The sequence below is a fragment of the Gracilibacillus sp. HCP3S3_G5_2 genome, from assembly GCF_052063305.1.
In the GTDB taxonomy this organism is placed as follows: domain Bacteria; phylum Bacillota; class Bacilli; order Bacillales; family Amphibacillaceae; genus Gracilibacillus.
Map to the genome: position 1 here is coordinate 1 of NZ_JBQHXU010000014.1, position 21,113 is coordinate 21,113.

The following is a 21,113-nucleotide window of genomic DNA, read 5'->3' on the forward strand; positions in this document are numbered from 1 at the left end:
AACCATGAACGATCAAAGAAAAAATTAGCTGGATTGAGTCCAGTTGAATACCGAACTCAATCCAGCCAATCAGCTTCATAATAAAACTCTAACTTTTAGGGGTAACCACCTTAATGGGTTATTTTTGCAATTTATCAATAAATGCCCAAGCTTCTTCGATATCTTCTCGTGTATAGTTCGATTTTTTCTTGACTTCCTGTATTTTTTTTTCGATCTCAGGCTTCGGCAAGTGATCAAAATAAAGTACGGTTGCCACAAGTTCTAGAAAGCGTGAGCTCTGCTCCTTCATTTCCTGTACAATCGACTCTACTAAAGGAAGATCTGTCTTGGAATGCTCAAGAAATTCCTCTCCCTGCTCGGTTACTTGATAGCGATATTGATAATAATTACTCTTCTTCTCTTTTACCTCTGAGACAAAACCTAGATTGGTAATCTCCTCGATTCGTAAGCTTAACTCCTCTGAATAAGGTCCATAAAAGTAAAAGGTATACTTCTCCTCAAAAGGTAAACCTAATTTTTTCATGATGTAGATGATTTTTTGTAATTTTTTGCGCCCTACTATTCCTTCCGATGCTGCAATTACTTTAACAAGCTTTGCATGATTATCTAGCAATGAAAACACCCCAGTTTCTTTAGCTTTCTTGTTTGTTATTTAATATATTTTTTATTTTTTGTTTCTCCGGTCTATCCTCTGACAACTGTTCAATAAAGTCTTTGGGATAATATAACTTATGATCCGTCCGTCTTTTACCTGAAATTGCCTCCACAATATCTGATTGACGTGATAACTCACGAAGTTCTTTATTTGGCATTAATAAATGAATCGGCAACCTTTCCTCTTCCTCTCCCGGCCGGTAAAAATCATATGGTAAATCGGATGAGGAATCCACTACTAAATAATAATCCGGGTCAAGATCAATATCACGGAATAGTTGATAAAGCTGCATCCACTCATTCATTTGTAAATTCGGATTAAATTCAACATATTTAAATAAACGACGATTCATAAAGCGATATGCTAAATCACTTAAAATAGCGTCATCTTCTTCCGCCCACATTTGGAAATAATATAATACTACTGCTTCATCCAACTTTATGTAATCATCAAGTGACACTTGTTTCTTAAAGAAAGAAACAAATGGGGCTGGTTCTACTTTAAACGTATAGCCCTTATTATATAACGCTTTGACACGGTGGAGAATTTTTGTCAGAATCACTTCAGCGCTGCGGGTAACAGGATGAAAATAGACTTGCCAATACATCTGGTATCGGCTCATAATGTAATCTTCTACCGCATGCATTCCCGAATCCTTAATAACGACTTGATCTTCTACGGGGCGCATCACACGCAATATCCGCTCCATATCAAAGTGACCATAGCTTACACCGGTAAAATAAGCATCACGCTGCAAGTAATCCATCCGATCAGCATCAATCTGACTAGAGATCAGACTAACGACTAATTTATCATGATAGGTCTTATTAATAACATCGGCAACTTTTTGCGGAAATTCAATTCCGACATTTGTTAAAACTTGATTGACTTCCGTATCCCCTAAGATAATCGATCGAGTAAATTCTTCGTGATCTAACTTAAACACTTTTTCAAATGAATGGGAAAAGGGCCCATGTCCTAAATCATGGAGTAATGCAGCACATAAACATAGTAATCGTTCTTCACGATTCCAATTCGGCCTGTCCTCAAAATTGATCAAAATACGACGGACAATTTCATAAACTCCTAGTGAATGGTTAAAACGACTGTGCTCTGCTCCGTGAAAGGTTAAAAAAGATGTGCCTAATTGCTTGATCCGTCTCAGTCGCTGGAATTCTCTTGTGCCGATCAAATCCCATATTACCCGGTCCCTAACATGGACATAGCGATGGACAGGATCCTTGAATACTTTCTCCTCATGTAACTGATCATCTTTATAAGCCATAGCAAATACCTTCCTCTTTTTTCTTACTATTAGTATCATTATCTAATAGTAAATTACCGAAACAACTACTTCTAAACCTTGTTATATCAATACTTTACTACTAATCAGTTTAAAACGCAAACGCAAAATAATGAATACAAATGAATGTTTTTGGGGCAACTTTTGGGGCTAATTTGGGACAAAAATATGTGGGTAGACAATAAGGGATAAACTATAAGCACCTACTTATTCGGTAGGTGCTTATACATCAATCAAACGTTAATTTATATTCAAACGTATCTTCTATTTCTTCAAAGGTATCTTTATAAATTCTATTAAATAAGATTCTTAAATCATTTATATCAGAATCATCCACAATAAAACCAAGAACCAATTCTTTTTTTACGTTACCTAAATATTTATTGTTTTCATCTGATATAAATTCTCTTTTAATACCATCTACTTGTTCTTTTTTATCTGTTACTAAATCCGAAACTCCATCCCAAACAATATCTTGATCACTTGTATTTTCAACATCTAACCTTAATTGAATATAGTCGAGTTCTTCTCGATCACTCATAGGAACGTAATTATCCAGTATATATTTTATATCCTCTGACATAGCAGACATTTTAATTATTTTTGCATTCACAAAATCTATTTCTAAAGGACCTGCAGTTATTTGATCATTTAATTCTTTAATATTTAACAATTCAACTTTATGATCTCCGCGGTCGATTGTCTGACCTATATCGATCAATTCACCTTCTCTTTCAATCTCTTCCTCACTTCTATCATCTTCAGTATCTTTCTCTTCATCCTTCTGTACATCTTCTTCATCAGTTGTTACTTCGACCGCTTGTTCTTGATCATCCGCTTCTAATTCGTTGCTTGCACCATCATTAGAACAAGCAACTACAAAAAACAATAATAAGAAAAATATGTATTTTTTCACACTAACTTCTCCCCTTTCTTCCATTATTCTACAACATTTCCATGAGAAAAAACACCTACTATATTGTAGGTGCTTTGTCATAGGCTCCATGTTTAATCAAATGCATTCTTTTACGTAAATGATGTTTAAGAGGGTGTAAATCTCTGTTGGTTAAGTTCTCCACTTCATCCTCATAGTAAACAAAGGTCTGGCCATTGTCCCTATCCAATATATGTATAGATCTTTGCTGCATCTCTTCCTCATAAACCGTGTTCATCCACCTTCCTATGTCTTTTACACTATAGATTCGACATTAACTGTTAAATTCCTTCCATTTTTTATCCATTGCATAAAATTAATGTTTTGACGTATAATGAGAACAAACGTTCTTATTTCGAGGTGATATTTATGCGCTATATAACCGATGAAGAATTCAAGATATTAAGTCGTTATCTATTTTTAAGTATGGCCATCGAAGTAATTCAAAAAGATAAGGACACTTTACAAAATAACAGTATATTTAAGATCAACGAGCCATATTTAAAATTGTTAGAATCGATTGAGAAAAAAGCTATTGAAGAACGACGAGAATTAAAACAGGAAATGCACATAAAGAATTTAAAGGTGTTGCAAACGAATAGAGATAATCAATTCACGGAGTATACTTTCTACTCTAAACGCAAAGAGGAAAAACGGAACTATTTTAATCCGGCTATAAGGAAAAAGGTGTTGGTGATTTTGGAGGAGTTAATGGAATCAAATAAGTTACAGGTAAAATAATGACAGGTTGTATAATATTGACTATAATTGGGATGAAAAATAAATTTGAAACGAGGGTTACGTTATGGTTGATTATCTATACCATTATACAAATTTAGATACTTTAAGACTAATACTACAAAACAAAACTTTTAGACTATCAAGTTTAAGTAGAATGGATGACTTAGAAGAAGGAGATACAAAAGATTTTCAAAAATTAGGAAGGTTCATATATATTAGTAGTTGGACAAGTAATCCTAACGAATCTTTGCTCCTTTGGAATTATTCTAGAGGAAATGAAGGGGTTAGGATTAGAATGAAACCTAACATTTTTAAAACAGAAAAAATAAATAGAAAAGTTTCGTTACATGGTAAAAGCGGCCATGTTAATAATGAATTTAATATTGGGTTGCTAGATTTAATGCAAAATGAAAATGTTTTGTTTCAACCTACTCAAGCAGAACTATTTAGAGTTACTTACACAGACCTAGATAGATTATTAAGACCAAAAGTTTACACAAAACATAATGATGGTAGTTATACAATTTTAACTCAAGATCTCGGTATTTTTAAAAAAGTTGAGTGGCAAGATCAACAAGAATGGAGATATAGACTGTCCTCAATCCCCCTAAATGCAAATGAAATATTTTTTTTCGAACACTCAGAAGCACCCGAAGAGCTAATTGATAAAATAAGAACAAGAGAAGATCTTGGGTATGTTGATTTACCATTAAAGGATGATGTTTTTGAAGACTTAGAAATACTATGCGGTCCTAAAATGTCGGAATCCGGAAAAATTGAGTTAAAGAAGATTTTAGATAATTATGCTCCGAACACAATTATCAAAAATAGCGGTATTAGAATAAGGCATTAGAAAGAATCCCACCACTTGTTAGTGATGGGTGTTGAGGGGAATGCAGTGTTAGTGTTAGCATTACGGCACTGCTTTTTAGTATGGATAAAATGATAAAAATTATGATGTTTTTGCAGGAATTTTGTAAAGGTGTGTAGAAGTATTATATAAAGTTACAGTATTACACCAAATATATTTTATGGTATGCTATTAATACTTACTATTTAAATACATAATATTATTACTAGCGTCGCAAAGGATGATTTATATGGCTCAAATTGGATATGTTATTATATGTGATGAAGTTTTCGATAACAATAATAGAGGTTTCACAATAAATAACCCTTACGCTCAAATTACACCTATGGTAATTCCAGGTCAATTTTCATTCTCATTATCTTTTTCTATTTTTGAAATTGACCCAACTAAGGAGTATCGTATTATAATTGATTTATCATCTCCACATGAAAAAATATGGGATGCAGATATTAATTTTTCTACAAAGCCTGGAGTAACAAATGCAACCCACACTCTTATTAACATTCCTTTTAAAAATATCCTTTTAAAAGAAGAAGGTATATACAAAGTAAATGTCCGGATATTATGGGATGAAGAAGAAAACTCAAAAGAGCTTAAATTTCCTGTGAAACAATATAAAGGTGATCAAAATGGCAGATGATCATATCATAGTATTAAACAACGATAATATTGAAGTGAACGGAGCCCAAGTGGAACACCCAAGTAAAATACCAGATAAGCTACTCGAACAACTCGATAATAATATGAGGAATCCAAAAGTAGCGAATAAAATGATAACTAATAACAGTTTCATTTTAAAAAATTTAGTAAATACTATGGAAAATAATGATGAACCATTAGACGAAAATGAATTAAAATCATCCTTTGAGGTAGGTGATAATATGGAAAACCAAAATTTCGATACGTTTTTCAAAGAGTTAAAAGATGATATGCGTGAAAGAGAAAGTCGAACCCGAGAAGAAATAAATGCACGCGAAGAACGATTTGAACGCTCTCTTGATAAATACCACCAAGAAAACAAAGAACGTGAAGAGCGTATTCATCAGTTAATTACCGAAATCAAAGATGATACTAAAGATTTTAAAAATGAAATAAAAGAAGATAATAAAGAGTTCAAATCTGATATGAAACAAGAGTTCCAAAACTTAAAGCAGGATTTCCAACAAACACAAGAAATAATTTCAAACCTCGTCAAGCATAATGAGAGTATCGCAAACACTAACAAATGGTCCGGTATTGCAACTATTATAGGAATATCAGCCGTAGTAGTCGCATCAATAGTCGCTTTAATAATCTCTTAATCCTTGGTATGTTCATTTATACCTAACTATAACAAAAAATAAAAATATGATAGACCATAACCACCAATACTTTATTAATAATTAACCTTGGGTTAAGTTGATTGTTTTCACCTCTAAGCAATCTAAGGACCACTTTTGAGGGTGGTCCTTTCTATTTATCTAAAACGTACCAGCATTCAATCTTCTTTGCATTTCCTCTACTACCAGTGACGGCCTACTTAATTTCTTATCATAAACAGTACCTAAATACTGTTGTAACTTTCCAATAGTTTCAGGACCTAGCAAACCATCAACTTTTGCACCTATCTTGCTCTGTAGCGCCTTAATGACTAGACTACCTTTACGACCATTTCCAAAATCAATAGTGGATCCGTAAAAAGCTTCGGTGATGGAATTACGTAATTGGTCACTGATAATACCATCTACAACTGTATCAAGATATTGCTGCAATGCTCTAGTAGTAGCATTACCCCATTTCCCATCTATCTTTAAATTAGCTTTTGGCTTAGAAGATGTACTTTTCTTAGTTGATTCAGACTTAACCTTTTTCTTAGGTGGTTTAATAACTTTACCTTCCACCATGCTTAAAAAGTCATTCCATGAAATACCGTCTTTACCTGCTCTTAATTGTGCCGGACAGTTCTTAGGATACCAGTCATTATGCTGTTTTACATCATTGATAGATAAATTGTGTCTTTTTAATAAATGTCTAACTAATTCCGCGCCATTTTCTAATGTCTTTTTATAATCACCATCAGAATTAATACAAAGTTCAACTGCAATGGAATCTAAGTTACCTGGACCACGACCATCTGTTGCATGCCAACATTGTGCATCATCTTCAAACGACTGGATAACTTGAATATCATCAACTTGGTAATGCCAAGACGCATCACGTGGATTACCCTTTAATTGAATCTTAGCATGAGCGACAGCATTAGCGCCTTTATTAGTATTGCCTGTTTGATGTACCGTAACGGTTTTTTTACCGTTGTTATTGCCATAAGTTACTTTTGCAGCAACATCATCTGGAACAATCCATTTTTTAATGTTTACCATCTTATTTTTCCTCCTTATCATTAAATTCATTGCGAATTTCTTCCGTAATGCTTTGACTATTCTCTTGATCAATAGACTTCAATTTCTCAGCTAGTCCAGCTGGCACTAGGACTCCTACTTCAGCAAGGTTCTCAATTATACTTAGACCTTCATTGGCAATATAAAAAAGCACAGTCGCATAAGTGACTGCACCGTTTAATCCAAGTATTTGATCTACCACGTTAGCCAGAATAATCACTACTAGAATAAGCAACTTTCTAGCGTAGCCGAATAGAGACTTCCTTGACCATAATCGCCCATTCTTTATTGCTTTAAAAACTCCTGTGACAATGTCCAATGCCATCAACAACAATAATAAATGCAAAAACTTAACATCTCCGAAAAGATACATTCGTGCAGCTTCTAAATGTTCCAAGTTAACAGCTCCCATCTTGTCATCTCCTCATTTTTCATAATAAGTAAGACCCCCTCTTTTTATTTTGGGTATAAAAAAGAGAGCGCAATATGCGCCCTCCCATCATTTACTTCTTCCCTTTCTTGTTTCCTTTGGCATATTTCCCTTTGTGGCCATTTTTTTGATTAGCTTGCTTAGTCTTAGATTGACCTTGCTTGCCCATCTGGTATCACCTCTTAACTTTTCCGACATAAATAAAGCACCTCAATTGAGATGCTTACATTCCAGTCAGTTCTTTATACTTCTTATCCATCTTTTTCAATTGACTAACTAGATTGTCTTTATACAAATTCAATTGTTTGGTACTCTCGATAAACTGTTTATTAGATTGAAGAATACTCGGATCTAACTCATTATAATTCCCTTTAATAGGATCATACTTTGCATCTTGATAGAAGTTATATAATAAGTTTTCTATCTTTTTACATTCTTGTATGAATTTTTTAGTATTCTCATAGGTTTCTCCGTTTACAATAGTTGCATTCTCAATAAGTGATTCCATCAGCTTTATTCTGTCATCTAATCGCTGACTATTATTAATAGAGTTAATAATTTCGTTTTCAATAAAAGATATTATTTTACCCATGACCTCAATTTCTTCATCTAGTATCATTTTCCTTCTAGGATATAGATCTTTAAAATCTTTATTATACTGATTATTTAAAGTTGCTTTTACACCTATTAATGTTAATCCACCACTAACTATTCCCCCTAGAATCGCTGATATTAAACCTATCTCATAGCTTTTAAGTGAAACTGGAATTTGTCTAATCGCTATGATTACGCCAGCTATAAGTAATACAAAAACTGCACCTAATAAACAAGCTAAACTGAAATTTTTTAATGAAGTTTTAATAGTAATATTCCCCCTTCTTATCAATATTCGACAAAAAGGGGGGAATTCCTGCATAAAAAATAAGCCTATTCAGCGTTTTCTTCTTCTAGCTTTTCTCTTCCCTTTCTCAACGTTTCATTTTCCCGTTTTAGTTGTTCGTTCTCTGCTGCAAGTATAGCTATTTTACTTTTTGCTATTTTTAAATCATTCGCCCATTCGTTATTCAAAATGTTTAATATTGTGTCAGTATTTTGTTGCATTTTATCGCTCCTTTAATAATTCTATTTCTTCTTTTAATTCTTTAATAATCGGAATTAACAACGTCCATGCTCGATCATTGAAATTCTCAATTTCGCCGTTCTCATAAACACAAAACTCCGATAGTCCTACTTCTTCAAATTCATTGGCAATGAGACCGTAATATCGTTTGAGACCTTCTGTAGATCCACCATTTCGCTCTAATTCCGGCTTGTCATACCAACTTTTTACTTCTAGTTGTAATATCTTTTTGGGATCAATATCAGTTGCTAATTGGATATCATGTTTATACTTCCGCGCAGAAGTTGATCTCGCCAATGTACCATTACTGTTTATTTGCACATTTGCACTTGAACCTGTTGTGTTAGAATAAGCGCCAGGAGCTTGGACATTTCCTAATCCAGTAACGATAAAGTCACTTCTAAATGAACTTCTATTGTTATGTGATCTAACTTGAAAAGCTATTCCATTGGCACGATTAGGATAAACAGTTAAATCACTACCACTCATACTAATCGCATTATTGTCAGGAAAAAGCAAACCACTATCATTATCGTAACCACTAGCATTAGATACCTCTAATCCAGTTTGTATTTTAACTAAATATCGGGCATCTATTAATAAGCTGTTTCCAAATGGGAATATAGATGATCGTTCGCTTCCTCCATACCAATCACCAAAACTAATCGTACCGCCATTACTGATATAAGCACCTGCACCAGCTGAATTGCTGACAATCATACCGAGATGATTGAACTCTACCCCTGTCGACCACGCTTCACGTGAACCATTGGAGCTAATTTGACCAGTCCTCAAAGTGAATTTTCCATCGTTTATATCAAAAATACCATATAAGTTATTGGTTCCATCACCACTACCACCCCAATCATCCCAGTAATCCCCTTCGCTATGAAAGTGATTATCCGAAATGGTGGTGTAATTTCTACTGTTTAACCGAGAATTAAATGTAGAACCATTAATCTCTGCACCCTCAATCGTTCCGTTAAAAGTAGCATCTTGACCAAATACATGGCCATCAAAATTAATTTGATCCGCATCAAATGTGAAGGAATCTGCTTCCTGCGTGAATATGGAGCGTACGTCGTTTTCTTCGACTTTTTGCGATATTAAATTGGCTTGTTGCGATATTTCCGATTCAGCAGTGTCAACACGCCCTTCTAAAGTATTAAACTCTGTTTCGCTCACTTTTGAGGTAATTTCTCCCTCTAATGCATTAATTGATTGCTCTGCGGATGTCACTCTAGCTGACACATCATCAACAACAATTGCATCCGCTTTTTGTTGGATGATACCACCCATGATGGAAATTTCTCCTTGCACGTCTGCGATAAGTGCGTCTGTGTCTGCAGGAGCTGGTGACCAATCTGTTGCTTTGTCGCCTTTTTCTAATTTAGCTTCTTTGTATCCTACAATACTTCTGCTACTCTCATTTGTTCTAAATCTGACAACCATTAACCTCATCTGCGTTCTATTTTCAGGCATGGTAAAAGTAACGGTAGAATACCCTTCTTCACCGGGACTAATCCAATTCCCAGTAAAATCTGTATCAGTTGACCAACTACCGTCGTCGTCTTGTGTCCGTACACGTAAGCCAACATCCTTAATGTTATTGGCATCCGATTTTAAGTATACCCTTGCTGTATAGACTTGCCCCGGAACACCTTCTACTAATGGGTAAGGACTATAATCTCCCCATGTTGACGTTTGATTATAAACTTCATATTCGTCACTTGTTCCAACTTGCAGGTTTGTAGCACCAATCTCAATATCCGCAATAGCACCTTGTACATAAGTGGCATCAACTTTAAAACTAATCTCGTCCATTGCTTGACGGATACTAGATTCGGCATTAGCTAATCTAGTATTGTTGCCATCCACGTTTAAAGATAAATCGGCTACTTTTTTATCAAGATTATTTACGTTAGTCACAATCGGCTCAACCGTATTGTTGGTGTATGTTATAGCCTCATCTTTCGCTGCACTAGATACTGTATTAGCATAAGATTCTACATCTGTTTTTACTTGATGGTCTTTATTGTCGATAGTTGCTTTTTCATACGTATACTGTCTAAGTTGCTCATGTGCTTGAGCGGCATTAATTTTACTATTGATTTGTTGTTCAAGTTGTTTCCATATGGAATTAACTTCTTCCTCTGTATACTCGATAAAATCACCAAGTCGTATTTGTTTTTCTGATTGATCTTTTATATCTCGATCTTGATAAAAGATACGTGCTTCTAAATAGAGTGCAGGCTCATACCTAGTATCTTTAATTTGAATGGTGTCTCCAAATCGTATTTTCTTATTTTCGAGACCAGGAACATTTTCAAGGTCAGCAATCGTTCCTTCATAGCTAACAATAGCATTAACACGTTTAGCTAATTCTTGTTCACCTAGCTCTATTAACCGTGCTTCAGTTGCATTTTCTTCTGCTTCAAAAGTCGGCTCATATGTTTTAATAATATGCTTGCCATCTCTTCCCCAACGTTGGGTAGCTTCCTCGTCTTCTACAATTACAGATAGACGGTTTCCATCTTCATCAATAGGGCCTAACACCTCTAAGGCTGTCACTATATCCTCTGTGTTTTCCACACGTCTAAGACCTATTAAATCCTTGCCAAATTCAACTCTTCGCCCTCGCCATTCTCCTACCTTTTCAACTAGATCAACATAACGACCTGTAATTTTTCCGCTGTCGTGTTCAATGCGGAATCTTAATTCTAAGTTAAATACAGATGCGACACGTTTTAAATAAGCAAGAGGATTGGTGTGACTCTCGAAAGTGATCGTCCTAACGCCGTCAAAGACCACATTACCAACTTGCCATTCAGTACTTAGCAAAGCTTGATTAACATGTGCTTCAGCTGACAAAGCTTGTGTTCTATGTGGTTGTATCACCCTAGCAGTGCTTAATTCTGCATAACTAGCATAAGCAAATACTTCTTTTTGCCGTTCAATACGATCCTCTTGCACATCTACAATGATAAATTCTAAAAACTCGCCGTCTTCTCCTGGAACAATCATTCGATTATTACCAGTCAAGTGCTCCGAATACGATTGATCGGCAAAAGTAGTGAACTCAAATGTTTCACTGCCATCTTCAAGTGATTTTTTATGGCTATTAGATATAACATTTCTGTATCGTATATGCCCTAACGCTTCATCCGTTTGACCATTTGCAATAAATAATTGGCTCAAATTCTCACCTCCTTATCAACCATATCTTTCTCTATATTTACCAGTTGTTTTTAATGCACCATCTGGCATAGTCACCAATTGATTCTCGCCTTTTTCAAGTGTGAAATAATCAGCACCTAAAATACTAGCTTCATATGGTTCTCCGTTTATTCTGACCTCACCATTGTTTGTATGATCAAAAACGATCTTGTCTCCTGGATAGGCAATGTACGGAATTTCAAAATCACTGGGATTATTAATCTTCCATACTTTTAGATCTTTCACTTTCATATTTGTTGCTGGGTGTTGATCAAAGATACCCATGTGAACTTGGATTTGAGCCACACGCTGTTGAAATAATTCCTGATTATCTTTAAATCTCGCAATACGTCTACCATGATGTGTTCCATCTGGACGAATAATCGCAACATATAACATCCATTCTTTTCCGATTCGTTGAAAGCGCAACATTCCATTGAAGTCATTCCAGTACTCGTATTCTCGTTGCTCATAAATACTTATAAGTTGTCTAGTTGTATCACCATTTCGAATAAATCCAGATGGCCGATTACGCTTCAAGTTTTCCCATGCATCTGTCATTTTCATATTGGCTATTTCATTGTTATTTACATCAAGTAAAGCAATTTCAACACGACCAACACCTTCAGCACTGTTCATATTCTCCACCAATACATCTACTTTAAAATCTTGTAATGTATCAGATAGACTTGTCTTTAATGCCGGGCCATACCATTTTGCTTGTCCTTGAGTACCAAAATTAGATACGACAAAAGCACTGCCATCTGAAGACATGCTTCCAGATACAATGCCGTTATCTACTTGAGTTCCTTCGGTCCATCCAGTTGTAGAACTCATGCCATCATCTTTTATTTTTTCTTCTCTCTCAAAAGCAACAGAATCGGCATCTACTGGTTGACCAATCATGTTGTATTCACCTAGTTGATTCTGTATCATCACAAACGTAATAGGAGCTTGCACTTCAAATTCAAATATCGGCTCTGCTTCAGCTGATCCTTCATTTTTTACATTAAAATAATCACCTGTAGCATTAAATGTTTTTTCAGGTCCGTAACTATATGGATCCGGACATAAAAAAGTCAGCGTTCCTCTACGCTGATCCACAAACTTGCTGAAATCTTCTATTGTACCTTCTAGCTTGGCAAAATAAGTTCGGTCTGGTTCATCATCAAATTGTAATTCTACTACTTCACCGGTTAATAGCCATTCAGTTAACTCATCTTTTTTAGCCAATGCATCTGCATCATCTTTTACAACAAAGCCTACTGGTTGTGTAATATAAAGTACATCAATCGTTTCGTCTTTATAATATGCGCCTGGCATTCCTGGTGCATAGACTAAGTTATTACGTCTTGGTGCAAAGGGGGCTTTTTGTCTACCTTCTAAAAGATAAAGCCAAGATTTTTTCTGACCATTAAAAGTTAAGGATTTCAAGCAGATCCACCCCCAAATAACTCTTTTATTTTCTGATCTCGTTCCTGGAACTCAGTCACACTTTTATAGGTGTGTCTTCCAATTTCTCGGCCATCCATTTGATTAATTACCGTTGTATAAATCACAGCTTCACCTTGTACTTGTTGTGGTTGACTAAGTCTAGATGCTATTCTATCCGCTTCACCACTAGGACTAATACCACCAGCATAAGCAGGTATATTGTTCAATGAGTTTAGGATTTTCTTAGATTCTTCATGTGTAAATATTTGAGTTCCACGGGGAAGGTTTGCTAAACCAAAATCATATAATCCCCAATTATCACCATATCTAGCTAACTCGAAGCCTTTTTCACCAATCCAAGTCAGACCACCCTCAAAATGATCAGTACCGTTGTAGTGGTTTGGGTATTGCTTATGCTGCAAATTCGGTTCTCGCGCACTAGGAGCCGGCATAGTGATTTTCTTAGTAAATATGTTACTTACTTTATTCCAAGCTTTCCGAGCATCATTTATTAGTGATGCAGTATCACCCAAATTAGGTGAAGGCATAGTAATTGCTTTTTTAAATACTTCTTTCACATTCTCATATACTTCTTTACCTTTAGTGTATATTTTTGCGAATTCAACTCCCGAATCATATGCTAATCGTTCCCACCTGCTAAGAACTTTACCTGTAGTTATGTCTATTTGCTCTAACAGTTTAGGATTTTGTTCTTTCGCTGTATCAATTACACTTTGATGCATAGCTTCTGCGTTTTTTATTGTTTCGTCTTTTTGGCGTTCGGCTTCTTTGATTAACTCGTCAACCATTTTCCTTCGTTCTGGCGGTAGGTTTTCTTTCGCTTTTTCTAAAATTAGTTTTTCTGAATAGTATTGTTCTTCAGCTTCAGCAATAACAGCATCTTTAGTATCGATAGAATTCTTGATAGTGTCTGCCATTTGCCTCTTTCCAATATCATCTGCTTGATCTTTCATTCTTTCCAAGATGATTCGCTGTTCTTCTTCATTTTCACTTAAAATTTCTATAGCATCGTTTTTTCTTTCATTAAGCAGTCGCTGTAGCTCCTCATTTGCCTCTTTGTTTATTTTCCCGTTTTCATCTTTTTCTGTCTGAACAATTTCTATCATTCTAGCTGTTCTTTCTTCCTCTACTTTAATTCGCTCATCATAACTGTTGATAATATCATTTAATAAATTGGCATTACTCTCTGCACTCAGTGTTTCGGATTCTGCAAATAAATTCTCAAGTGTTGCTATTCCTTCTTGTTTGTGTTTTTCTAGACCTTCTACAATCTGATCTCCCATTTGTTCGAAGTTTCCAGTCAATGACTCAGCCATCTCTTCCGTGATCTCTTTACCGCCCCAAACTAATTCATTCAATTGCCCAGTAGCTTGATCATTCAATTCCATAAATCCACCAACAGCTTTTTGAGTAGATTCTGAAACTGAATCACCAAAGAGATCAATCTCTGGAATCACATCTTTCTTCATATGATTGTGAAGAGCAATTCCACCTGCAGTTAATCCTGCAATAGCTAAGGTAGCTAACGCAACAGGGCCACCGCTTGCGCCTAGCAAACCTAAACCGCCTGCAAGTGTAGCTTTACCTGCCACACCGCCTGTAGCACCACCCCCACCAGATCTACCAATAACACCAGCTAACCGACCTAATACAGTAACTGTTCCACCTGCAGTTTTAGTGATTCCACCTAACATTAAAGAGACGGGACCTATAGCAGCCGCAAAAGCACCCATCTTAATGATGTTATCCTGTGTAGATTTATCGAGACTTCCAAACCAATCCACTAGTTCTGTTACCTTTTCTACACCTCTTGTAAATACAGGTAGTACGTGTTCTGAGAACTGGATGGATAGCTCACCAAATGACGATTTTAAACGTTCAATATTACCTTGTGCATTATCTTGCATAGTTTTGGCCATGTTATCTAAAGCACCATCTGCATCAGATACACTATCTTTTAACTCGCCGTATTCATCATCAAGACCAGCAAGTAACCCCTGGAATGATTTCAAATGTTCTTTACCAGCAATCATAGATATATATTGTGCCTTTTGCTCGTCTGTCATATCTTTGGTTCGATCTTTTACAAGACGTAAAGTTTCTTCTAAACCAATAAACTGACCGTCTGCATCAAATGCACTTATCTCTAACTCTTCTAATGCTGCTCCAGCTTGTCCAGCACCACTTGTTAAATTAACCATGATAGCATTTAATGCTCGGCCCGCTTCGCTACCTTTTAAACCTCTGTTGGCTAATAGACCTAAAAGTGCTGTGGATTCGTCAAGTGGTACATTAAACTGTGCTAAGTTACCTCCTGCAGTAACATAGGCTTGCATAAGCTGATCAATGGAAGTGTTAGAACTTCTCGACGCTTCAGCAACATTATCTAAATATTGTGGTAAGTCTTTCACTTCAATCTGCAATGCTGACATAGAGTCTGTAACTAAGTCAGACGCACGAGCAAGATCGATATTACCTGCTTCAGATAATCGAAGGACAGGCTCTAATCCTTCCATCATCTGAGTTGTATCCCAACCTGCCAAAGCCATATAACCTAGCGCATCTGCTGCTTCACTTGAGCTTTTAGATGTGGTAGCTCCTAATTCTCTTGCTCTACCTTCTAATTTTTCAAGATCTGATCCAGTTGCACCACTAATTGCCTGAACGTTAGACATGGAAGATTCAAATTCCATACCAGTCCTAAGCATGGCACCACCCAAACCTAAAATAGGCGCAGTAACTCTCATGCTCATATTTCTTCCGAAGGTAGTCATTTTTTCTCCGGTAGAAGTTAGCTTTTCGCCGGCATTGGTCATGTTCTGTTCAAGTTGTAGCCAAGGGTTAGTTTGGCGATTTAGCTCTTCATTAATCCCCTTTAAAGCATTCTCGGTTTTGTTCATTTCTGCAGTTGCTTTTTGATAGGCAGTCATAGCCTTTTGTGTTTCTTTCGAGTTTTCACCAGTAGCTTTTCTGCTATCTTCATATCGACGTCTTAATTCATTAACCTTTGCTTGTTGCAATTGCAATGTTCTGCTTAGTACATCTGATTTTTTTCTTAGTTCATCTACACCACGTGCAAAACCAGTACCACTAGAGGTGACCGCTTTTTGCTCTTGTTGCAGACTTTTTAACTGACGGTTAACACCTGCCATAGATTGCGTAAATTGTGCTGAGTCTAAACTTATGGTAGTTCTTAATGCACCTACATTTGCCAACGCGATCACCTCCCTAGATTAAATTAATTTGATCGATGTATACTTTCTCTTCTTTGGAGACTTCTTCTTTAAATAAATCCAAATAAAAATGGATGTCCATCTCGTCGATCTGACTGAGTGTCCATCCATTTTTTAAAAGCTGTCTATACAAAGGTTTTATGATATTGTTTTTCGTTTCTATTGCTTTTTCTCTTACGGAAGCACGCACCTCTTCAGGTGTCATTACTTCCCCTCTTCGTTTCCCTCTTCATTTTCCTTGCTTTCTTTTTCTAGTTCCTCCGGTGTTTTTCCAGTTCGAACTCGGACAAATACATCAGTTATAGTCGAAATAACTTGATGTGACGGAATACCTTCGTAAAATTCATTAATGTCAAATTGATTACCGTAAACATCACAAACAAACCCAACAAGTTTGTCCATTTCTTCTATACTGATATCTGAATAATCAATCGTTTCATCAAATTCATTAACCTTGCGAAAGTGTAGACCTGAGACAAAACCAATATCGTATATTTTTTCTTTTTCATTAATATAAAGTGTTAATTGCATTAAAATTCTCCCCCGCTTTGAATATCATCTCCACCTTCATCAACACTTTCTTCATAGACTTCTTTAAACCAATTATCGATAATTGACTGATCTACGTCACTATCATCCTCATCCACTTGTGCGCCAATCTTATTATCAGACTGTCGTCTTAAAAAACGACCTTCAGCTGTAGGAGTTTGAAATGCAGGTGTTTCTTGTTTTGTTTCATAGTTCAAAGCAGGTGGAGTAAATTTCCCTTTATACAAGACTGTATACCGATAAGCGCCATTAGCTTTTTCAGATCGAAACATGATAGCTAAATATGGCGGTCTATCATCCTCACTATCAATTAACACTCCATCAGAATTAATTTTTTTGCCAAAAATATCTGCTTGAACTTCCTTGGATAAGTCATCAGTCTGTACAGATAATGTTGTTACTCCTCTTGCTTCGGCTGTTTCAGCGACACCATCGTCAGCACGCAGCTCTGCATTATTATAAGTAGGTTGCACATTCGCAGTCATAGCCTTACCCATACGTTTTGGTGTTTTGTAAGTAGTGCTTCCTTCAACATCTTCTTCGATCAATGCATAGTAAATATCCCTTAAACCTACAGTTGCCATCTATTGTTCCTCCTCTATTTTGTAAAATCTCAGCACATAATGAAAAAGCTTAGTATCTTCTTCATATAACTCATGCTCAAAATTTTTCTTAAATCCAACTTCCCTCATCAACTGTTTTGCTTGGCTTGCATAACTTTTTGGATTACCAGGTGTGAAAATATCCACTTGAATGTAAATCGTGTTATATAATTCGCCATCATCTGCTTGAAAATCAACTTGTGGCAAATAAAAAAAGCGAATGTATTCTGATTCGCTTCCGTTGTACACCTGATATGCAACTGGTAATCCTGTTTGTTCTAACGTGTCTATTATCAATTTGTTCATGCTAGTAACCCCAAACTTTGACGTAAACTGTTAGCCATTGCTTGTTCTATTTGTAGTTGTTTTTGCATAAAAGCTGGTCCCATAAACGGAATAGCTTGCATTTTAGAAGTACCAAATTCAATCATGTAACCATAATAAGCTCGCCCTTGATTATCTACATAAATTTCAATCTCTCCATTTTCCACATCAGAGATTTCAATGTGATCTTTTAAGTTTCCAGTACGGACACGAACTAATGACTGAGCACCTTCTTGCATAACTTTAGCGCCTGCTTCTAATGCTTTTTCTTTGTCTTTTTCTACGTTATGTTCCATTTGTTGCATTTGGGTGGCTAACTCCTCTAATCCTTGAAACGTTACTTCCAATCAAGTCACCGCCTTCAATACAACAAGCATTTCTTTTCTTAATCCATCTACATCCTCGATAGATTCAATTTCATGCTTTTGATTTCGCCAATAAACAATTAATTTTTTAGGTCTTACTTCATCTAGTAGCTTCTTTTGGTAACGTATGGTGAACTCTCTGTTGTGCTCCATTTGAGATTGTGCTGCAAGAAAACGTGTTGTACCTTTCAATGTTTTCAGACTTCCCCAAGCTTTTGTGTATATTTTTCCATCAGGAATAGGATAGCCGTCATCATCAACAGCATCCATTTCTTTAAAGATTAGTCGGTGTCTTTGCTCTCCTGCGTTCACTCTTCATCACCTGCCGGTAGTTCTCTTGCTTTTAATTGCAAGATGATTCGTTCTAAGCTGTATTGCAAGTTTGTTGTAATCGTACCGACAACTTGAGGTCTACGTTCCTCGTAAAGATTGGCCACCAATAACTTGATGGCCATTCCATACCTTTTGGTTGTTTGATCTTTAATCCCAGAGTCTTCTAGATCTTCAACAGCAACTTCTATGAGTTCTTCGAGAAAAACCTTTTCTTCCAGTTCTTCCTCAACAATATCCTCAATACGAAGATATCTTGCTACTTCTTCAACAGTTGGCAATGACATAGTACATTACCTCCTATTCGTTATCCGGTTCCTCAGGTGGATCTTCTGGTTCCGGATCCGGTTCTGGTTCTGAATCTGTTGTAACAGACAATGCATCACTTAAAGGAGATTCCACCCCATTACTACCAATAGCTTTAACTTGATATTCATACGTTGTCTCTGCAGTTAATCCACTATCAGTTAAAGATGTCCCTTTTCTAGTTCCAATTGAGTTACCGTTACGATATATTTCATATTCTTCGATTCCCTCATTATAGCTTACTGCATCCCAGGTCAATGTAAGGCTTGTGTCTGTAATATTGGATGCAGTCAAGCCTGAGGGTGCATTAGGGAGTAGGAACTTCAACCTCAGCAATACGGAATGCAGATGCAAGTTTGATTTGGTGATCGAACCAAGCTGTTACAACAAATTGCTCGATACCAGTTTTAACATCTTTATCGCGTTCATATTGCGTAGTAGCAATATCGTAATTGTAATGAGAGTACTTGAAATCACCGACAATAGGTTTTTCTGCTGCATCTACAAAGACAACTGGATAACCAAGAACTTGCTCTGGTTGTGCACCATAAAGTGTAGTGCTATCGTTAGCTAGCTCCTTAATGATTTTTGTATAATCTGTTTTTCGCATAACGATTGTTGCATTGTCTCGATAATCTTCGTGTAAGTCATCAAGTGCATTCGTGATAGCATCAAACAAATCAGTACCGCTTACTGCTTTGATTCCTACTTCTTCAGAGTAGAATGACATGTGCTCTTCACCAGTCTTAGGTGTTGTAGCAAATGCAACTTTTTTCTCTTTAGCAGCCACACCAGATTGCAAAGCATTTTCCACTGTAGAAACAATATTAGCATTTGTTCCAAGTAATACCGTTTCAGAAACTCCTGCATATACTTTAAATTTATTTCGACCAAACGAAACTGTATCGCCTTTCGCTTTTAATTCTTTGGCTGTTTCTTTATCTGCAATAAAATCATCATCATCAAGAGTGAAACTAATTTTAGGAATTTCTAGGTTTGTAATCTGAGTAAATGCAGAAAGTCCACGTAATGGGTTTTTCACAAGTGGCTCAGTGATGATATCGTTTGATACTGTTTTAGGTAGGAATTTACCTCCACCAGTATCAGTGTCATCACCTAACGCTTGAAATACTTCTTTATCAACAGGTTTGTTAGCCATTACAGCTTTAATCATTTCTGCTTTTGCATCAACAATCTTTTGTTCTGGATCTTCAGCTAGAACATTTTTCTTTCTTTGAAATGCTTGTTGTTGTTCTTCTTCTAACTTGTCATGTTGCTGCTTGATCACATCAAAACGCATTTTTAAATCATCACGTGATTTTTGTAATACTTGGATATCCTCTGTTGTTTTTGTCGTATCAATCGCTGCTTGAGCAAGCTCGTTTTCCGTTTTAGCTAGTTGTTGTCCAACAGTAGCCATATTTTGCTTCAACTCAAAAAGTGTTTTGTCACTAAAAAATTGAATGTTTAATCTTAATTGTTTTTTGTTTTTCATGTTAAATTCCTCCTAAAATATCGTTTATTAATGCTGAATTTTGCTTAGATTGTTCAGCGATTTTTCTTCTTTGTGCCATCTCTTCTTCAGAGATACCTGGCTCTTGCTTATCTATTTTCTTTTGAAGAACTTTTGGCACATTTTTATATTGCTTGAATAGATCTTCGCTTACGGATGCAACAGCCTGATTTTCTTCTAGAACTACATCGGCTAAACCGTATTGTTGAGCTTCGTCTGCAGATAACCATGTTTCGTTATCTAACATTTGCTTTAGGTCGTCTTCATTTAACTTCTCACCTGCCTTTTGAAGATAACTCTGAACAGCTGATTCTCCAATTCGATCTAAATCATCAGCTTGCTTTCTTAATTCTGCTGCATTACCCATAGCAACTGTCCAAGGGTTGTGAATCATAAGCATAGAGTTTTTATACATGTGAATAGTGTCACCGGCCATTGCGATCACGCTAGCAATGGATGCTGCTAAAGCATCTACGTACACATTCACTGTCGCTGGATGACGTTTTAACATGTTGTGAATTGCTATACCTTCAAAAACAGAGCCTCCAGGAGAGTTGATATATAGATTTATAGTAGATACATCTCCTAAAGCATCTAGATCTTCTTTAAAGCTAGTGGCGTTATGATCTTCAGGGAATTCATCCCATGTAAACCTAACAATGTCACCATAAATAAAAATATCTCCTGATCCATCAGCAGACATCTTCATTTCCCAGAATTTTTTCTTTTTTGCTCCCAATTTTGTTCTCACCACCTTTCAAAGCATAATAAAAACACGCCATTGACGT

General features: G+C 36.1%; 26 protein-coding genes. 5 read left to right on the top strand and 21 right to left on the bottom strand.

Annotated elements, in window-relative coordinates; translation table 11 throughout:
• Positions 1 to 81 (top strand): IS3 family transposase (locus ACTNEP_RS17510; RefSeq protein WP_441160601.1); only part of this gene is annotated, 81 nt, incomplete at its 5' end.
• Between the two features lie 37 nt (positions 82 to 118).
• On the opposite strand, the gene ACTNEP_RS17515 is transcribed toward ACTNEP_RS17510, so the two are convergent.
• From ACTNEP_RS17515 to ACTNEP_RS17530, 4 genes are all read right to left on the bottom strand, one after another.
• Positions 119 to 613 carry a YwgA family protein gene (locus ACTNEP_RS17515; RefSeq protein ID WP_441163266.1) on the bottom strand — a complete coding sequence of 165 codons (495 nt, stop codon included), beginning with the start codon at positions 611 to 613 and terminating at the stop codon, positions 119 to 121.
• Positions 614 to 632: 19 nt separating this feature from the next.
• On the bottom strand, positions 633 to 1,940 hold the full coding sequence (locus ACTNEP_RS17520; RefSeq protein ID WP_441163267.1) for an HD domain-containing protein: 1,308 nt from the start codon (positions 1,938 to 1,940) through the stop codon (positions 633 to 635).
• A gap of 247 nt (positions 1,941 to 2,187) precedes the next feature.
• Entirely contained in the window at positions 2,188 to 2,874 is a 687-nt protein-coding gene (locus ACTNEP_RS17525) for a hypothetical protein (protein ID WP_441163268.1), read from the bottom strand.
• A 58-nt stretch (positions 2,875 to 2,932) separates the two neighbouring features.
• A complete protein-coding gene (locus ACTNEP_RS17530) occupies positions 2,933 to 3,130 on the bottom strand; it encodes a hypothetical protein (RefSeq protein WP_441163269.1) in 198 nt (65 codons plus the stop codon).
• 131 nt (positions 3,131 to 3,261) lie between these two features.
• Between ACTNEP_RS17530 and ACTNEP_RS17535 the strand changes: the two genes are divergently transcribed.
• From ACTNEP_RS17535 to ACTNEP_RS17550, 4 genes are all read left to right on the top strand, one after another.
• Positions 3,262 to 3,633: a hypothetical protein gene (locus ACTNEP_RS17535; protein ID WP_441163270.1), complete on the top strand. Its 372-nt coding sequence runs from the start codon at positions 3,262 to 3,264 to the stop codon at positions 3,631 to 3,633.
• 64 nt (positions 3,634 to 3,697) lie between these two features.
• Positions 3,698 to 4,486, top strand: coding sequence for a hypothetical protein (locus tag ACTNEP_RS17540; protein WP_441163271.1), 789 nt, complete (start codon positions 3,698 to 3,700; stop codon positions 4,484 to 4,486).
• 247 nt (positions 4,487 to 4,733) lie between these two features.
• Positions 4,734 to 5,144: a DUF6941 family protein gene (locus ACTNEP_RS17545; RefSeq protein WP_441163272.1), complete on the top strand. Its 411-nt coding sequence runs from the start codon at positions 4,734 to 4,736 to the stop codon at positions 5,142 to 5,144.
• A complete protein-coding gene (locus tag ACTNEP_RS17550; protein ID WP_441163273.1) occupies positions 5,134 to 5,805 on the top strand; it encodes a hypothetical protein in 672 nt (223 codons plus the stop codon). The genes ACTNEP_RS17545 and ACTNEP_RS17550 overlap by 11 nt, the downstream gene beginning before the upstream one ends.
• Positions 5,806 to 5,964: 159 nt before the next feature.
• On the opposite strand, the gene ACTNEP_RS17555 is transcribed toward ACTNEP_RS17550, so the two are convergent.
• The 17 genes from ACTNEP_RS17555 to ACTNEP_RS17635 all read right to left on the bottom strand — a co-directional run bounded on the left by ACTNEP_RS17555 (position 5,965) and on the right by ACTNEP_RS17635 (position 21,064).
• Complete coding sequence (locus ACTNEP_RS17555; RefSeq protein ID WP_441163274.1) at positions 5,965 to 6,864, bottom strand: peptidoglycan recognition protein family protein; 900 nt, start codon at positions 6,862 to 6,864, stop codon at positions 5,965 to 5,967.
• A 1-nt stretch (position 6,865) separates the two neighbouring features.
• Complete coding sequence (locus ACTNEP_RS17560) at positions 6,866 to 7,294, bottom strand: phage holin family protein (protein WP_441163275.1); 429 nt, start codon at positions 7,292 to 7,294, stop codon at positions 6,866 to 6,868.
• 241 nt (positions 7,295 to 7,535) lie between these two features.
• Positions 7,536 to 8,228 carry a hypothetical protein gene (locus tag ACTNEP_RS17565; RefSeq protein WP_441163276.1) on the bottom strand — a complete coding sequence of 231 codons (693 nt, stop codon included), beginning with the start codon at positions 8,226 to 8,228 and terminating at the stop codon, positions 7,536 to 7,538.
• 11 nt (positions 8,229 to 8,239) lie between these two features.
• Positions 8,240 to 8,413, bottom strand: coding sequence for a hypothetical protein (locus ACTNEP_RS17570; protein ID WP_441163277.1), 174 nt, complete (start codon positions 8,411 to 8,413; stop codon positions 8,240 to 8,242).
• Position 8,414: 1 nt separating this feature from the next.
• Positions 8,415 to 11,630, bottom strand: coding sequence for a phage tail spike protein (locus tag ACTNEP_RS17575; RefSeq protein ID WP_441163278.1), 3,216 nt, complete (start codon positions 11,628 to 11,630; stop codon positions 8,415 to 8,417).
• 15 nt (positions 11,631 to 11,645) lie between these two features.
• Positions 11,646 to 13,082, bottom strand: coding sequence for a distal tail protein Dit (locus ACTNEP_RS17580; RefSeq protein ID WP_441163279.1), 1,437 nt, complete (start codon positions 13,080 to 13,082; stop codon positions 11,646 to 11,648).
• Positions 13,079 to 16,318, bottom strand: coding sequence for a phage tail tape measure protein (locus ACTNEP_RS17585; protein WP_441163280.1), 3,240 nt, complete (start codon positions 16,316 to 16,318; stop codon positions 13,079 to 13,081). Before ACTNEP_RS17585 ends, ACTNEP_RS17580 begins: the two co-directional genes overlap by 4 nt.
• 13 nt (positions 16,319 to 16,331) lie before the next feature.
• On the bottom strand, positions 16,332 to 16,541 hold the full coding sequence (locus ACTNEP_RS17590; RefSeq protein ID WP_441163281.1) for a hypothetical protein: 210 nt from the start codon (positions 16,539 to 16,541) through the stop codon (positions 16,332 to 16,334).
• Complete coding sequence (gene gpG, locus ACTNEP_RS17595) at positions 16,541 to 16,867, bottom strand: phage tail assembly chaperone G (RefSeq protein WP_441163282.1); 327 nt, start codon at positions 16,865 to 16,867, stop codon at positions 16,541 to 16,543. The genes ACTNEP_RS17590 and gpG overlap by 1 nt, the downstream gene beginning before the upstream one ends.
• Positions 16,867 to 17,469 carry a major tail protein gene (locus tag ACTNEP_RS17600; RefSeq protein ID WP_441163283.1) on the bottom strand — a complete coding sequence of 201 codons (603 nt, stop codon included), beginning with the start codon at positions 17,467 to 17,469 and terminating at the stop codon, positions 16,867 to 16,869. The genes gpG and ACTNEP_RS17600 overlap by 1 nt, the downstream gene beginning before the upstream one ends.
• Positions 17,470 to 17,793: a hypothetical protein gene (locus tag ACTNEP_RS17605; protein WP_441163284.1), complete on the bottom strand. Its 324-nt coding sequence runs from the start codon at positions 17,791 to 17,793 to the stop codon at positions 17,470 to 17,472. It lies immediately after the preceding gene.
• A complete protein-coding gene (locus tag ACTNEP_RS17610; RefSeq protein WP_441163285.1) occupies positions 17,790 to 18,158 on the bottom strand; it encodes an HK97-gp10 family putative phage morphogenesis protein in 369 nt (122 codons plus the stop codon). Before ACTNEP_RS17610 ends, ACTNEP_RS17605 begins: the two co-directional genes overlap by 4 nt.
• The gene (locus ACTNEP_RS17615; RefSeq protein ID WP_441163286.1) at positions 18,159 to 18,488 is read right to left on the bottom strand and encodes a phage head closure protein; all 330 of its coding nucleotides are present in this window, start codon (positions 18,486 to 18,488) and stop codon (positions 18,159 to 18,161) included.
• Positions 18,485 to 18,793, bottom strand: coding sequence for a head-tail connector protein (locus tag ACTNEP_RS17620; protein ID WP_441163287.1), 309 nt, complete (start codon positions 18,791 to 18,793; stop codon positions 18,485 to 18,487). Before ACTNEP_RS17620 ends, ACTNEP_RS17615 begins: the two co-directional genes overlap by 4 nt.
• 13 nt (positions 18,794 to 18,806) lie before the next feature.
• Positions 18,807 to 19,106 (bottom strand): fibronectin type III domain-containing protein, encoded by a 300-nt coding sequence (locus ACTNEP_RS17625; RefSeq protein WP_441163288.1) that lies wholly within the window; start codon positions 19,104 to 19,106, stop codon positions 18,807 to 18,809.
• 13 nt (positions 19,107 to 19,119) lie between these two features.
• Positions 19,120 to 20,307, bottom strand: coding sequence for a phage major capsid protein (locus ACTNEP_RS17630; RefSeq protein WP_441163289.1), 1,188 nt, complete (start codon positions 20,305 to 20,307; stop codon positions 19,120 to 19,122).
• A 1-nt stretch (position 20,308) separates the two neighbouring features.
• A complete protein-coding gene (locus ACTNEP_RS17635) occupies positions 20,309 to 21,064 on the bottom strand; it encodes a head maturation protease, ClpP-related (RefSeq protein WP_441163290.1) in 756 nt (251 codons plus the stop codon).
• Positions 21,065 to 21,113 lie beyond the last annotated feature (49 nt).